Genomic DNA, 13,899 nt, shown 5'->3' with positions numbered 1-13,899 from the left:
TTCTTAAACTATGAGACGGATTGTACCGCTCAAAAAATGTATTGTGCATAGGTGTTAGGCTAAGGTCTAATTTTTTAGCTAAATGTAGGTATAATAAAAAATGATGATTTTTAAGTGATTGAATTAATGAAATATAAAATGAATTGTATAGAAAAACTACAAAATCATTTGCTCACTGACTGATCGTTTCTTAAAAGCGATCAGTCAGTGTTTGGCGGATTTTATCAAGTGTGGTGGCTGGGGGAGGCGTCTCTGGGTTAAGCTGATTCAAGGGGAGTGAGATGATGGCTTCAAGTCCGCCTTCAGGGCGATTATGAATGCGTAATTGACCTTGGTGAATATCGACAATCCGTTTCACAATGGCCAGTCCCAAGCCACTGCCTTGGACGGTTCGTGCTGAATTTCCCCGTACAAAAGGCTGCATCAGCGCTTCAATCTGGTCTTCCGGAATGCCTTCGCCATGATCTGCAACACAAATTAACAGCTGGTTTTCCTCGACATGTGCAGAGATTTCAATCGGTTCTGAACCATAGCGTTTTGAGTTATTGATCAGGTTGCCAATCAGTCTTTTTAGCGACATGCTGCGCGCCTGAATCAACGGTATTTCTTGCGGGCTGAAACGGATATCGAGCGGTTTAAACTGCTTGACCAGTTCCTGAAGCAATACATTGACATTGGTGTCCTGTGGTTCTTCATCGGAACCATCGCGCATATAGGAAATGAACTGATCCAGAATCGCGTCCATATCTTCCACATCATAAATCAGACCTTCTTTGAGAAAGTCTTCATCGGGCATCATTTCGGCACTGAGACGAATCCGCGTTAAAGGCGTGCGCAAGTCATGTGAAATACCGGCCAGCATGATGCGGCGTTCCCGCTCGGTCTGGTCCAAGGTATAAATCATCTGGTTAAAGGCATGATTGACCTGACGGATTTCCAGTGGGCCATGATTGGTGTCCAGATAAGGTGCTGAACCAATGCGGCTATAACTGTTGGCGGCATTCTGCAAGCGGCGTAAAGGACGGTTGAGCTGACGCACCAAGGTCAGGATAATAATGCCGACAATAATCGGCGTGCCCAGTAACCAGCCCAGAATCAGCTCATTACTATAATTGGCATAGGTTTTTAAAGGCTCTTGCACCCAGTGACCATTCATTTCAGGGGTCTGGATCCAGATGCGCGGGCTTGGTTTAAACTGGAAATAGACCGTGGCCTCTTCAATACGTAGTTCTTTGGCCAGCTTGGTTTCGATCTGCCGGGTAAAAAATTCTGCAATCACTTTTTCCCGGACAGTGGGATACTCTGCCGGATTGGTCACATATTCAATACCAACGCGGTTTTTTAACCAGGTATCAATATCGACTTCCTGCTGTTTATGATACAGGCGCAGATCGGGATTATTGAGAATTTCCAGTTCCATGGCCAGATAGCGCGCATGTTGCTGGATTTCAGGTAAAAATAAGGTACGCCAGAAGAACCACAAAGACATGAACAGGCTGAAACAGACCACAAAGACCACCAGAACTGTGGTACGCATGGCGGCAGAACGCGGTTTGATCTTGTCCAGAAAGCGTTCCCCACGGGTGCGTTTTTTTTCTGAGTAGGTAACAAAATCGGTAAATTTTTGTGGGTCGATGGGGTCGAGTTTCACACTGCGTCCTTTTGCTCAAAAGGGGAGGCTTCCCCCCCGTAGTTGGATACACGTTAAGGTCATCCGCAACTGTTTGAGGCAGGACTCAAGATGGTCAATGATGTTTCTGCGAGAGAATTGCTTGAATGACGGAGGTTGTCGAGTTTTGCGGATGACAATGGTTTTGCTTACTTTTGTCGAAACAAAAGTAAGGCGAACCGCAGGTTAAACCCTATAAATGAGCTTAAACCATCAGACTCCGTCATGAATCAAGGTATTAATTTACTCCGCACCATCTGGAACAAACACATAACCCACACCCCAAACGGTCTGGATATAACGCGCACGCGCCGGATTTTCTTCAACCAGACGGCGTAAACGTGACACCTGAACATCAATCGAACGTTCCATGGCACCCCATTCACGACCACGTGCCAGATTCATCAGCTTGTCACGGGTGAGCGGTTCGCGTGGATGCTGAACCAGAGCTTTCAATACCGCAAACTCACCTGTGGTTAAAGTCACGACTTGACCTTCACGGGTCAATGTACGGGTTGATAAATCCAGTGACCAGGGGCCAAATGAGACCACTTCCATTTGCTGGCTTGGTGCGCCCGGTACTTCACGCACTTGACGACGCAATACCGCACGAATACGCGCCAGCAATTCATTCGGATTAAACGGTTTAGGCAGGTAATCGTCCGCACCGGCTTCAAGCCCTGCAATACGGTCAGAATCGCTGCCGCGCGCGGTCAGCATAATAATGGGCGTATCGATATTGGATTGGCGTAAACGACGACAGATACTTAAACCATCTTCAACCGGAAGCATAAAGTCGAGCACGATCAGAGAAAACAGTTCCCGCTGTAAAAGTCGATCCATCTGCGTGGCATCGTGTGCAGTTTTCACCACAAAGCCTTTATCTTCGAGGAAACGTTGCAATAGGGTACGCAGACGAACATCATCATCAACAACCAAGATGCGTTCGACTCGGTCTGTTTCGGTATGTACGGCATCGGCTTTTTCAGCAGGTACAACTAAACTCATGAGATGCTCCTTTATTCTTTATTGTCGTCATAAACAAAAAATGAAATATGCTTTGAGTATACGATTCATTGATATTAATTGACTATGCTCTAAAGCACCAAATATTGCAGTTAAAATCAAGACATAGATACCAAATATATACATCTAAATGGACAAAAAATATGATTTGGAGCAACATAAAAAGCAAAGTTCATGCAAACTATATTCAGAAAAGCTGAAAACTGTCGCACTTCATAATATAAAGTTGAGACAAATTAATAAAAACAATGGTGGATTTTATAGGCCCGGTCTTTATAATCATGCCATTTAGTACTTATCCTTGTGGGATCAAACACGATGACTGACTTAGTTCAGCAGTTGGCAAAAGAACTTGCCGTACGTCCAAACCAAGTTGAAGCTGCCATCAAGCTTATTGATGAAGGTGCCAGTGTTCCTTTTATTGCACGTTACCGTAAAGAAGTAACGCAAGGCTTAGACGATACGCAACTACGTCAACTCGATACGCGTCTATCATACTTGCGTGATTTGTATGAGCGCCGTGACAAGGTGATTGAATCACTCAAAGAACAAGATAAATTGTCTGATGATTTGTTGGCGCGTGTGAATGCAGCTGAAACCAAAAATGCATTAGAAGAAATTTACGCACCGTACCGTCCAAAACGTACCAGTAAATCATTTAAGGCCAAGGAAGCCGGTTTAGGCCCAATCGCCGAGAAAATTTTTGCTGAAGCGGTAGATCCAAGCGACGCATTGGCCGGTTTTAGCCATGACGATTATCCAGATACTGAAAGCCAGCTTGATGCGATCCAGCATATCCTGATTGATGACTGGGCACAAAATATCGCGCTGACCACTGAACTGAAAGCCACTTTTGCCAAAACTGCAGTGCTGAAAAGTTTGGTTGCTTCTGAAGAAAAGAAAGAAGTCGGTAAAAAATTCCGTGATTATTTCGATTTCTCTGAAAACCTGAACAAAGTGCCTTCACATCGTTTATTGGCGATGCTGCGTGGCCGTCAAGAAAACGTCCTGGGCCTGAAAGTGGATGGCGAAGATGCTGCACCATTGGCACGCATTGAGACTGAATACAATTTAGAAACGATTCAGCCGCAAGCACGTCAGGACTTCTTGAAGCAAACTGCAAAACTGTTCTGGCTTGGCAAAGTGCGTCCAAGCATTGAACATTCATTGCTGACTGAAAAACGTCTGGCTGCTGAAACAGAAGCCATGAACGTATTTGCTGAAAACTTGCGTCATTTACTGCTTTCTGCTCCTGCAGGCGCGCGCACCACTCTGGGCGTTGACCCGGGTATCCGTACCGGTGTGAAACTGGCTGTGGTGAATGCATCGGGTGATGTGCTGGCACACAGCACGATTTATCCATTTGCACCCAAAGATGATAAAGCAGGTTCATTGGCTGAACTGGCACGTTTATGCCGCGAGTTCAATGTTGACCTGATTGCAGTGGGTAATGGGACGGCAAGCCGTGAAACTGAAGCTTTAGTGGCTGAAATGATGGCGGCGAATAGCGATCTTAAACTGACCCGTGTATCTGTGTCTGAAGCAGGTGCCTCGGTATATTCAGCATCAGAACTGGCATCACAAGAACTGCCAGAGCTGGATGTGTCGATTCGTGGTGCAGTGTCAATTGCACGCCGTTTACAGGATCCATTGGCTGAACTGGTAAAAATCGATCCGAAATCGATTGGTGTGGGTCAGTATCAACATGATGTGAACCAGACTGGTCTGGCGAAAACCCTTGAAGCAGTGGTAGAGGACTGTGTGAACTCGGTGGGTGTCGATGTCAACACGGCATCTGCGGCGATTTTGGGTTATATCGCAGGTCTGAATAAATCGATTGCACAGCAAATTGTGGAATTCCGTAAGGAAAATGGCCGTTTTGATAATCGCCAGTCCTTGAAGAAAGTGCCACGTTTAGGCGAGCGTACTTTTGAGCAGGCAGCAGGCTTCTTGCGTATTCAAGATGGTTCTGAGCCATTAGATGCATCTGCAGTGCATCCAGAATCTTATGCACTTGTATCTAAAATTGTTGAAGCGAAAGCGACGACAGTGAAAGATATCATTGGCAATACTGAAATCATTCGTCAGGTCAATGCTGAAGAATTTGCAGATGAGAAGTTCGGTCTGCCAACTATCAAAGATGTTTTAAGCGAACTGGAAAAACCGGGTCGTGACCCGCGTCCAGAATTCCGTACGGCGAAGTTCCGTGATGACATTACTGAAGTTGCGCAATTGTCTGAAGGCATGCAGCTAGAAGGCGTAGTAACCAATGTCACTAACTTCGGTGCATTTGTCGATGTCGGTGTGCATCAAGACGGTTTGGTACATATTTCTGAACTTGCCAATGAATTTGTCGCGGATCCGCATAAAGTGGTGAAACCGGGTCAAATCGTGCAAGTGCGGGTCTTGAATGTGGATGCTGAACGTAATCGTGTGAACTTATCGATGCGTCCTGAAGGTTCTGAAGCGCCGGCAAAAGCACCACGTCAGCCACGTCGTGAAAACAATGAACAGCGCGGTGAGCGTAAGCCTCAAGGCAAACGTCCACAGCAAGCGCGTCCGCAAGGTGAGCGTCCTCAGGGCAAGAAACCGCAAGTGGCTAAACCACAAGAGCAAAAAATTGGTGGTTTAGGCGCATTGTTATTACAAGCAGGGATTAAAGGTTCAAAGTAATCTTTAATTGCTAAAAGAAAACCTCCCATCGGGAGGTTTTTTTATATCTGATTTTTATGAATTGATCATCGGTACAATCCAGCTGGTAATAATCAGCAAAATACCCAGATGCCCCATTTTTCGTGTCACATACACCAGTTTCGACGGTGGCTGTTCCAGTCGTTTGGCATATTCTTCCATGGTAATGCCTGCTTTGGTTTTACTGCTAAATAAAAACACGCCCAAGTCAATACAGATCAGAATCGTACCAATATCAGCGACCAGCTCCATCAGGACAAAATCTTGGTTATACAGCGACATGCTCACGCTATAAGTCAGATAGACGGCAAAGGCCAGACACAGGTATTGCAGGACCACTAAAAACTTCTGCATAAATCTCAACAGTTCACAAAATGAAAGCAATTATACAAATAATCGGGCACTCTCGGTCAATTACAAGCTTTTCATGACCTCAGCAAAATTTTGCTTCTCGACCAGTTCCAAAAATTCATCGCCTAAACGCTGACTTTCAGCAATACAGGCTTTCCAGAATTTGATCCGCTCCGCCTGATCTAAGCCCTTCAAGGTGAAATCCTTACGGTCAGGTAAACGGCCTAAAGGCAGACTTTGCAAATAGTCCTGCGATGGTGAAAGCAGCAAGGTGCGGGATTGATTCTCCGGATTGGCAGTACGTTTAAATAACTTGTCAAACCAGCCCGGAGTAATGCTGTCAGTAAAATGCGGATACAGCACAATGCCTTTGCTCTGGAAGGGCAGGTCAATATGATAGTCAATCAGACCGCCATCCCGATAATAACCCTGCGGTGCATCCGGAATGTCGCGCATTGCCGCCATGACCCCCGGAATCGACGCCGAGGCCATCAGCCAGGACAATACACTCTGCTCGGTCAGGGCATGATAATGTGTAGTAAATCCATCTTCCGCGATTTGAAATTGTTCCCCCATATTCGGCTGGCTAATCACACGTTGCATAAAATGACGGCTGTGTTTACGTGCAACAGCAGTCGTTCCGACAATTCCGGCTACAGAGGCCAGCAAAGGCAGCACTTTGTCACTCTGGAAAATGTGCTGGGCTTTAATTGAAATGACTGCGAGATGATAATCCGGATGATTGACCAGATCATTTTCCTTGCCTTGTACCAGGTCGAGTAGCATGCCGCGGCAAACTTCGCTGACCTCCTGGCGGGTCATTTTTTTATGGAAATAAAGGTTGGTATACAGCTCAGCTAAACGCTCGGTTCCCTGTTGAGCCCCATGTGCAGCCATACTGGCAAAACGCCAACTGCCAATCGAAGAGCCCACCAAAGTTCTACGCTGAGGGGCACGTGGGAAAAACTCGCCAAAAATCGCCTGATCCAGTCCTTGGATCCCAATGCCTTTGGGGCCACCTGCAGCACCGGGCACGATATCGACCTGTTCAGGTTGTAATCCTTGTTGCAGAATCAGCTCACGTGCCAGATGGCCAGCACGAATCGTCAGCGCAGGCGCCCGTTTTTGTAAAATCTGTACCATGATTCAACCCATACCAGCCAAGTGTGTGCTTATTTTAATCGATGCGTCTTTAGACCCAATGGCAAGATATGTCCTAAGGTGACTTGAGAGTCATGGCATCGGGTTGATGTAAGTGTGCATGAGTTCTTTATTGCGTAAATTAAAAAAAGGTAGATTAAATGAAATAATCAAAAGCGTGGTTATAGGATAGCTTGGCCAGTAAAAAGCATGAATTAGAAACAAACTACCTGCAAGACCTATCCATATTTTTAAAGCTAGTATTAGCTGTGTTTGTCGTAGACAGAATGGAAATAACAACGGAAGCAGGTTAAAGCTGACAATGAGCCAGAAATAGTCACTATGAATCAGGAGGTAGAATGTGGTATTGGCAGCAGGGGACCATGCAAGCCAATGGGCTGTTTGGTTGATATAGAAAAAAATATCTATCCATGTTGGGAAGCTGTAAAGTAGTGCAGTGAGAAAGGTTTTTTGTCTATTCTGGCGATACAGTGCCCATAAAAAACTATATTTCATTTGGATATTCTTGTTTTATTTTTTCAATAATTTAAGCATAAAAAAGCCTGACGAATCAGGCTATTTAAAAAATTATTTCGCAATTCGCCAGACGGCAAGAACACTCGCTAGCACAATCAGAAGCACCGACACAAACCATGGTGAAATAATCGCAATCGACAGCAGAATGGCCATGATACTGCCAAACATCCAGCTACGTTTTTGCTGAAGTTCCATTTGCAGGCGCATGCTTTGCAGTTCATTGAGCTGTTTGGCATGCCAGGCTGACTGGTTTTTCAGACCGTTCAGGCTATCAATCATCAAGGTTGGTAGATCCTGTGCCCCTAATAGCAAATCCGGAATTTTTTGTCCCAGTTCTTTCAGGTTTTTCTGCGGATTCATTTGTGCCTTGATCCAGTCCGTCAGGATCGGTTTGGCCAGACTCCAGATATCCAGTTCCGGATACAGGTCGGTTCCCAAGCCTTCGACATGCACTAGTGTTTTGAGTAGCAGCATCAGTTGCGGTGGAATTTCCAGATGGAAACGACGGGCAATGTCCATCACTTCAATCAGAATACCGGCGAAATCCAGTTCATGCATTGGTTTAGAGACCATCGGCCCGACACTGCGGCGCATTTCACGAGCCAAAGCATCCTGATCGGTACCCGGTGGAATCCAGCCAGCTTGATGCACCACCTGAATCAGTTGCATGAAGTCGCTGTTCATGACAGCCAGCAGCATGCGTGCTACGGTCATCTGGTCATGCTTAGACAGCTCGCCCATAATCGCGCAGTCCAGCGCAATAAAACGCGGATTACTCGGATTGATGGTTTCGACAAAAACATTGCCCGGATGCATGTCGGCATGGAAAAAGTTATCGCGAAAGACCTGGGTAAAGAAAATAGTCAGGCCTTTACGTGCCAGATCAGCACGATCCATGCCGAGTCGGTCAAAGGTCGCGATATCTGAAATTGGCACTCCGGTAATGCGCTCGGCCACCAGCACATCTTTGCTGTCCATATACACTTCCGGCACGTACATCATGCTGGAGCCGGTAAAGTGGTGGCGCATGCGGCGGGTATTGTCCGCTTCCAGGGTCAGGTCCAGCTCATTTAAAATGATCTGGCGGTAATCCTGAATGATTTCAGATAAATGTAAGGCACGCGCTGCTTCGAGACGTTTTTCCAGAAAGTCCCCCAGCCATTGCAGAATTTCAAAATCCTGCAAAATCTGCTGGCGAATATTCGGACGGGTCACCTTGACCACCACTTCACGGCCATCATGCAGGGCAGCGGTATGAACCTGTGCAATCGAGGCAGCAGCCAGAGGCTGGGTGTCAAAACGGGCAAACAGGGTATTCACATCGGCTTTCAGTGATTCCTGGATGCGCATCTTGGCCACGTCATTGTCAAAGGGCTTGACCTGATCTTGGAGCAAGACCAGTTGCTGTAAAAGTTCAGGTGCAATCAGGTCGCGACGTGTAGAGAGTAACTGACCCATTTTAATGGCCAGCGGACCCATTTCCTCTAAAGCCAGTTTTAGCTTGAGCGGGTTTTTACGTTCACGACTGGACCAGGCGGCCGGATGCATACGGATCAAAGACAGAATATGCCGGGCCTTTTCTGGTAATTCTTCCGCAGGAAACAACGTGTCGAGTCGATAGTGCGCGGCGATGCGCCAAAGTTCGAGTAAACGTGAAACATGCGGAATCATAAAGCAGCGTACCTAGTCTTGAGTAGAATTGTTTGAGGTATCGATCTGGGCCTGAAGCTGCTGGATTTTCGCTTCAACCCGATCTAAATTTTGATTCAGGATACGGGTGTCCTGATTCAGGTCATCCATTTGCCAGCGTGGGGCAAACAGACCACTGTCTTCTTTTAAGGCATCTTCGGCAAAGAATAGCTGACTTTGCAGGGTACGTTTCAGCTGTTTGGGTAATAGCTGAAATTTACCAATTTCATGTGCCAGTGCCGGGCCAATCCAGGGACTTAAGTGCGCCGCCAGATCCAGCTCTGCCTGTTGCATGATGCGCTGGATTTCCTGCAATAACTTGTAGTCACCTTGCAGTGGAATATTGCCGACTTCATCGGACAGCAGCAGCTTGAGTAATTCCACCACATTGCTGACCTGCAAGGTTGCAGTCGCTTCGGTGACTGTAGATGAGCCAGCATCAAATGGACGCTGTTCAAAGATTGAAGATGCTTCACTATGACCAGTCGCGGTCGGCTCCAGACGAAGCTTGTCTTTATCAAAAAACACATCGACCGAAAGCTGCGGCGAAGCAATCACCACCCGCAGCATTTTACCAGACAAAGCATTTAGCTGGATGCGGGTAATCGCATCCAGATCAATCACATGGTGAATCACGCGTTCAACAGCACCGAGTGCCAGAATTGACCACATAGGGAGTGAACCTTAAAGTTTAAAACCGCGGTGAACTGCAACAATCCCGCCAGTCAGGTTGTGATAGTCACAATTCTGGAAGCCGGCATTTTCCATCATGCCTTTTAAGGTGCGCTGGTCTGGATGCATACGAATCGATTCAGCCAGATATTTATAGCTTTCAGAATCATTGGCAATGATTTTACCCATGATTGGCAAGGCTGTGAATGAGTACAGATCGTAAAGCTTAGAGAATGGCTCAAACACCGGTTTAGAGAATTCCAGCACCAGTAAACGACCACCTGGCTTGAGTACGCGATACATCGATGCAAGTGCGGCATCTTTATCAGTCACGTTACGCAGACCGAAAGAAATCGTCAAAAGATCAAAACTGTTGTCTGCAAATGGTTCTAAGGTTTCAGCATTGGCCAGTACGAAATCGACATTGGTACAGCCGGCATCGATCAGACGGTCACGACCGACATTCAGCATCGATTCGTTAATATCAGACAGCACCACATGACCGGTCGGGCCCACTTCACGGCTAAACACTTTGGCCAGGTCACCGGTACCGCCGGCAATATCCAGCACCTGCTGGCCACGGCGTACACCGGACATATTGATTGCAAAACGTTTCCACAGACGGTGAATCCCGAAAGACATCAGGTCATTCATGATGTCGTATTTGCTGGCCACCGAATGGAACACTTCAGCCACTTTCTGGGCCTTTTCTTCGCTGTTTACGGTTTGATAACCAAAATGTGTGGTTGAACCCACGTTGCCGGTATTGGCACCGCGTGGCAGGTTATATTTCGGCACCGAGCCTGTGACTGGCGTATCAGTCAGGCGTTGTTCGAGGGATTGTTGCTGACCTTGCGGCGTACCTTGTGGAAGAGGTTCAGTTAAGAATGGGCTCACTTTGTCTGTCTGTTGTGCCGACTCAGGGGTAGGGGTAGGCGTTGTATTTTCATTCGACATTGGAGTCACTCCTAACATATCAATCGGGTTAATCTTGCATTGTCTGCATCATGACAGATTCTAAAGGCTTATTCAGCAATCATGATGCAATTGTTATGAATAATATACAGAAAAATGTGCGCTTGGCAGAAATACTGCACTACTATTTATTGAAATGGCAACGCATCGCCAGAGTGCACTTTATCAATAATCTGGCGTTCGGTTGCGGTAAATTCACGGACAAATTTTTCTGCCGATTTCAGCGGCTTCATGGCCAGGAAACCATCCTGCATAAACGCATACATCACCTGAAAGTTATATTTATTGGCCGCGCCTTTACACATCTTGAAGGCCGCATAGACCACAAAGGAGCGCATGTATTTATCCAGACTCATACCGAGCTGATCCAGCAAGGCCAGTTGTTTTAACCGTGCCTGACCCTGATCCAGTTTGAGATAGGTCAGGCGCATCATCTCATCGGTCAGTGTTTCATGCGGATGATAATCCTGTAATAACTGAATCGCGACCTGCTCATCCAGCTGTACCGCTAGAATCGCCAGTTCTACACCCAATGTCCCGGTTTTGATGGCATTTTCAGGAATCACTTTTTCTGCTTTATGGGCATATTTCATCAGCCGGGCAATCTGTGCTGCCAGTGCATCAAATTCGGCACCACCATAGAGACGGTTCAGGAAATATTCGGCCATCAACTGATTGGGTTTTTCCGCAAAATGCGCGCGATGAGTTCGCTGCATGCGAACTTTCTGCCAGGCCTGTACATCCTGTAAACGGCTCAGAATATCCGGTTGGGTATGATAGCTCAGCTGATAATAATGCGCTAACAGATCATCGAGAACGGCAAGTTTGGACATGAGGCTTCAATTATAGTTTGATGATGCAAGAATCTTAGAGGCTGGCGCACAATCCTGCTATGACAAATTGAACAGAGATCGGACATTTGTAGGTCAATCTGTTGTTTAAATAGCCAATTTAATCGTGTGAAAAACGTTGCCAAAGCTATTTTTGCGCCAAAACTCATCGTTATACTGCATATAAAATAAAAGATCAGGGTTGAAGATACGCATGGCACAACCACAATTTCAGTTAATGGATGAAGATCAGTTATCGGTCGAGCTGATTGATGCCCAGTATGATTTAAAAAAAACACGCGGCCGCAAAAATGCCAAAAGCCTGTTGATTCTGGTCAACGGGATTGAGCTGGCCGGTAAGGGTGAAGCGGTCAAGCAGCTGCGTGAATGGGTCGATCCGCGCTATTTGCGCGTGAAAGCGGATGCACCGCAAGTGGCCGGGCCTAAACAGACTTTGTGGCAGCCTTATGCGCGGTTTATTCCGGCCGAAGGACAGATCATGGTCTTGTTTGGCAACTGGTACAGCGACCTGCTGAGCAGCGCCATGCAAGCTTCAGATCCGATCACTAATACACAGTTCAATCATTATCTGCAAGAGATGCAGGCCTTTGAACAGGACCTGAAAAATAATCATGTCGATGTGGTCAAGGTCTGGTTTGACCTGTCCTGGAAAGCCCTGCAAAAACGGCTGGATGCCATGGATCCGAGTGAAGCGCACTGGCATCAGCTGCATGGTCTGGACTGGCGCAACAGAAAACAGTACGACACCTTGCAGCGCTTGCGTCAGCATTTTACCGAAGACTGGTTCATTATTGAGGGTGAAGATGAACAGCAGCGTGACCAGCAATTTGCCCAGCATATTCTGGGTGCTCTCAAGCATTGCCCCAATCATCCGGCCAGAGCCAGTGGACGATGGAAACAGGCCAAGATTCCCGAACTGTTAAAACATCCTGCCGAAACTCGAGCCAAGGCAGAGGATTACAAGCCGGAGCTGAAAAAATTAACAGCTAAGGTGGCCAAGGCGATGCGGTCAGATCCGCGGAATGTGGTGATTCTGTTTGAGGGCATGGATGCTGCTGGAAAGGGCGGCGCGATCAAGCGCATTGTGAAAAAACTGGATCCGCGTGAATATGAAATTCATACCATTGCCGCACCAGAAAAATATGAGCTGAGCCGTCCCTATTTATGGCGCTTCTGGACCAAACTGCAAAGCGATGATGATATCTGTATTTTTGACCGTTCCTGGTATGGGCGGGTGCTGGTAGAGCGGATAGAAGGTTTTGCCAGTGCCGCAGAATGGCAACGTGCGTATGCGGAAATTAACCGTTTTGAGCAAAGTCTGGTCAAGCATCAAACCGTGGTGATCAAGCTGTGGCTGGCCATTTCCAAAGATGAACAGGCTGCACGTTTCAAGGCACGCGAAGATACACCGCATAAGCGTTTTAAAATTACTGAGGATGACTGGCGTAACCGGGAACGTTGGGATGATTATCTGAAAGCAGCAGCCGACATGTTTGAACGTAGCTCGACCGATTATGCACCTTGGCATATCATTGCGACTGATGATAAAAATACCGCACGGGTCGAGGTGTTAAAGGCCATTTTAAAACAGCTTCAGGCAGAATAATCTGCCTGAAGTAGCACGGGCTCAGCTGTTTAAAATATTGAGCTCAAATGTGCTTAACCTTGAGCGACCTGTTTTTGCTGGATATTTTTAGCCGCACGGTAGCATTCCTCGACATGGGCTTCGGCAATTTTTTTCATGACAAAATAGCCCAGACTGGCGGCAATCAATTGACCACCCAGGGGAATGAATTTTGTCACTTGCTTTGTGATCACTTTCGCTGCAACATTGTTCAAAGATTTTTTGACAGCAGTTCGCGCGACCACCAGACCAGAAAATTCTACGCCGCGTTTACGCAGCTCATTCCAGTGCACCTGACGGGTTTTGGGATCATAGACACTGATCTGATCAGGCGCCAGTCCGAAGCGGGCATTGATCTCGGGAATCAATTGCGACAAGATGCCGATGTCAATGACGACATCCATAAACGGCACTGGAATAATGGCGGCACCCGCAGAATAGTAGGCACGTTTTTTGGTGAGTTCCAGGCACTCGGCACGAATTTGTTCCAAATCTAAGCTTGGATCGATACGTTCAGGAATTTTATCTAATTTCATGGGCACTACCTAAGCTCTATGTTGTTTTTTTCTATGAAAGCATCATTAAGGTGCTTTTTTCAAAGAAATTTTTCGACTGAAGTGTGGTTTTAAAGTGTCATACAGCGCTCGAGATGTATAGTAACTAATCTTTATCAT

General features: G+C 46.7%; 12 protein-coding genes. 2 read left to right on the top strand and 10 right to left on the bottom strand.

Annotated features, from left to right (window positions below):
• Positions 1 to 190: 190 nt before the first annotated feature.
• Together FTV30_RS08250 and ompR are read right to left on the bottom strand one after the other, a co-directional pair.
• Positions 191 to 1,651, bottom strand: coding sequence for an ATP-binding protein (locus FTV30_RS08250; RefSeq protein ID WP_100329320.1), 1,461 nt, complete (start codon positions 1,649 to 1,651; stop codon positions 191 to 193).
• Between the two features lie 261 nt (positions 1,652 to 1,912).
• Positions 1,913 to 2,677, bottom strand: coding sequence for a two-component system response regulator OmpR (gene ompR, locus FTV30_RS08245; RefSeq protein ID WP_004278590.1), 765 nt, complete (start codon positions 2,675 to 2,677; stop codon positions 1,913 to 1,915).
• A gap of 336 nt (positions 2,678 to 3,013) precedes the next feature.
• On the opposite strand from ompR, the gene FTV30_RS08240 reads away from it, so the two are divergent.
• Positions 3,014 to 5,368 carry a Tex family protein gene (locus FTV30_RS08240; RefSeq protein ID WP_005172989.1) on the top strand — a complete coding sequence of 785 codons (2,355 nt, stop codon included), beginning with the start codon at positions 3,014 to 3,016 and terminating at the stop codon, positions 5,366 to 5,368.
• Positions 5,369 to 5,422: 54 nt separating this feature from the next.
• Here the strand turns inward: FTV30_RS08240 and FTV30_RS08235 are convergent, their stop codons facing one another.
• From FTV30_RS08235 to FTV30_RS08205, 7 genes are all read right to left on the bottom strand, one after another.
• Positions 5,423 to 5,740: a hypothetical protein gene (locus FTV30_RS08235; protein WP_005095313.1), complete on the bottom strand. Its 318-nt coding sequence runs from the start codon at positions 5,738 to 5,740 to the stop codon at positions 5,423 to 5,425.
• A 60-nt stretch (positions 5,741 to 5,800) separates the two neighbouring features.
• Entirely contained in the window at positions 5,801 to 6,880 is a 1,080-nt protein-coding gene (locus FTV30_RS08230; protein WP_180001401.1) for a patatin-like phospholipase family protein, read from the bottom strand.
• Between the two features lie 90 nt (positions 6,881 to 6,970).
• Positions 6,971 to 7,393, bottom strand: coding sequence for a hypothetical protein (locus FTV30_RS08225; protein ID WP_180001400.1), 423 nt, complete (start codon positions 7,391 to 7,393; stop codon positions 6,971 to 6,973).
• Positions 7,394 to 7,465: 72 nt separating this feature from the next.
• Positions 7,466 to 9,085, bottom strand: a complete 1,620-nt coding sequence (locus tag FTV30_RS08220; RefSeq protein WP_005095319.1) for an AarF/ABC1/UbiB kinase family protein — start codon at positions 9,083 to 9,085, stop codon at positions 7,466 to 7,468.
• A 12-nt stretch (positions 9,086 to 9,097) separates the two neighbouring features.
• A complete protein-coding gene (locus FTV30_RS08215) occupies positions 9,098 to 9,775 on the bottom strand; it encodes an SCP2 domain-containing protein (RefSeq protein WP_005095321.1) in 678 nt (225 codons plus the stop codon).
• 12 nt (positions 9,776 to 9,787) lie between these two features.
• Entirely contained in the window at positions 9,788 to 10,732 is a 945-nt protein-coding gene (gene ubiE, locus FTV30_RS08210; RefSeq protein WP_005095322.1) for a bifunctional demethylmenaquinone methyltransferase/2-methoxy-6-polyprenyl-1,4-benzoquinol methylase UbiE, read from the bottom strand.
• Positions 10,733 to 10,878: 146 nt separating this feature from the next.
• Positions 10,879 to 11,583 (bottom strand): hypothetical protein, encoded by a 705-nt coding sequence (locus FTV30_RS08205; protein ID WP_074383941.1) that lies wholly within the window; start codon positions 11,581 to 11,583, stop codon positions 10,879 to 10,881.
• A 205-nt stretch (positions 11,584 to 11,788) separates the two neighbouring features.
• Here FTV30_RS08205 and FTV30_RS08200 point away from each other — a divergent pair, with 205 nt between their 5' ends.
• Complete coding sequence (locus tag FTV30_RS08200; protein WP_373683710.1) at positions 11,789 to 13,207, top strand: phosphate--AMP phosphotransferase; 1,419 nt, start codon at positions 11,789 to 11,791, stop codon at positions 13,205 to 13,207.
• Positions 13,208 to 13,260: 53 nt separating this feature from the next.
• On the opposite strand, the gene FTV30_RS08195 is transcribed toward FTV30_RS08200, so the two are convergent.
• Positions 13,261 to 13,761 (bottom strand): hypothetical protein, encoded by a 501-nt coding sequence (locus tag FTV30_RS08195; RefSeq protein ID WP_005095328.1) that lies wholly within the window; start codon positions 13,759 to 13,761, stop codon positions 13,261 to 13,263.
• Between the last annotated feature and the right edge of the window lie 138 nt (positions 13,762 to 13,899).

Origin of the sequence: Acinetobacter sp. YH12255 (assembly GCF_013417355.1) — a bacterium.
GTDB classification, from domain to species: domain Bacteria; phylum Pseudomonadota; class Gammaproteobacteria; order Pseudomonadales; family Moraxellaceae; genus Acinetobacter; species Acinetobacter pseudolwoffii.
The sequence above is the reverse complement of the archived record's forward strand: the minus strand, read 5'-3'. Positions and strand labels throughout refer to the sequence as shown.

What these genes read in the sequence shown, in the direction of transcription:
- FTV30_RS08225 (WP_180001400.1), bottom strand. Translation starts at nt 7,393, where the DNA reads ATGAAATATAGTTTTTTATGGGCACTGTATCGCCAGAATAGACAAAAA.
- FTV30_RS08220 (WP_005095319.1), bottom strand. Translation starts at nt 9,085, where the DNA reads ATGATTCCGCATGTTTCACGTTTACTCGAACTTTGGCGCATCGCCGCG.
- FTV30_RS08195 (WP_005095328.1), bottom strand. Translation starts at nt 13,761, where the DNA reads ATGAAATTAGATAAAATTCCTGAACGTATCGATCCAAGCTTAGATTTG.
- FTV30_RS08215 (WP_005095321.1), bottom strand. Translation starts at nt 9,775, where the DNA reads ATGTGGTCAATTCTGGCACTCGGTGCTGTTGAACGCGTGATTCACCAT.
- ompR (WP_004278590.1), bottom strand. Translation starts at nt 2,677, where the DNA reads ATGAGTTTAGTTGTACCTGCTGAAAAAGCCGATGCCGTACATACCGAA.
- FTV30_RS08230 (WP_180001401.1), bottom strand. Translation starts at nt 6,880, where the DNA reads ATGGTACAGATTTTACAAAAACGGGCGCCTGCGCTGACGATTCGTGCT.
- FTV30_RS08240 (WP_005172989.1), top strand. Translation starts at nt 3,014, where the DNA reads ATGACTGACTTAGTTCAGCAGTTGGCAAAAGAACTTGCCGTACGTCCA.
- FTV30_RS08205 (WP_074383941.1), bottom strand. Translation starts at nt 11,583, where the DNA reads ATGTCCAAACTTGCCGTTCTCGATGATCTGTTAGCGCATTATTATCAG.
- ubiE (WP_005095322.1), bottom strand. Translation starts at nt 10,732, where the DNA reads ATGTCGAATGAAAATACAACGCCTACCCCTACCCCTGAGTCGGCACAA.
- FTV30_RS08235 (WP_005095313.1), bottom strand. Translation starts at nt 5,740, where the DNA reads ATGCAGAAGTTTTTAGTGGTCCTGCAATACCTGTGTCTGGCCTTTGCC.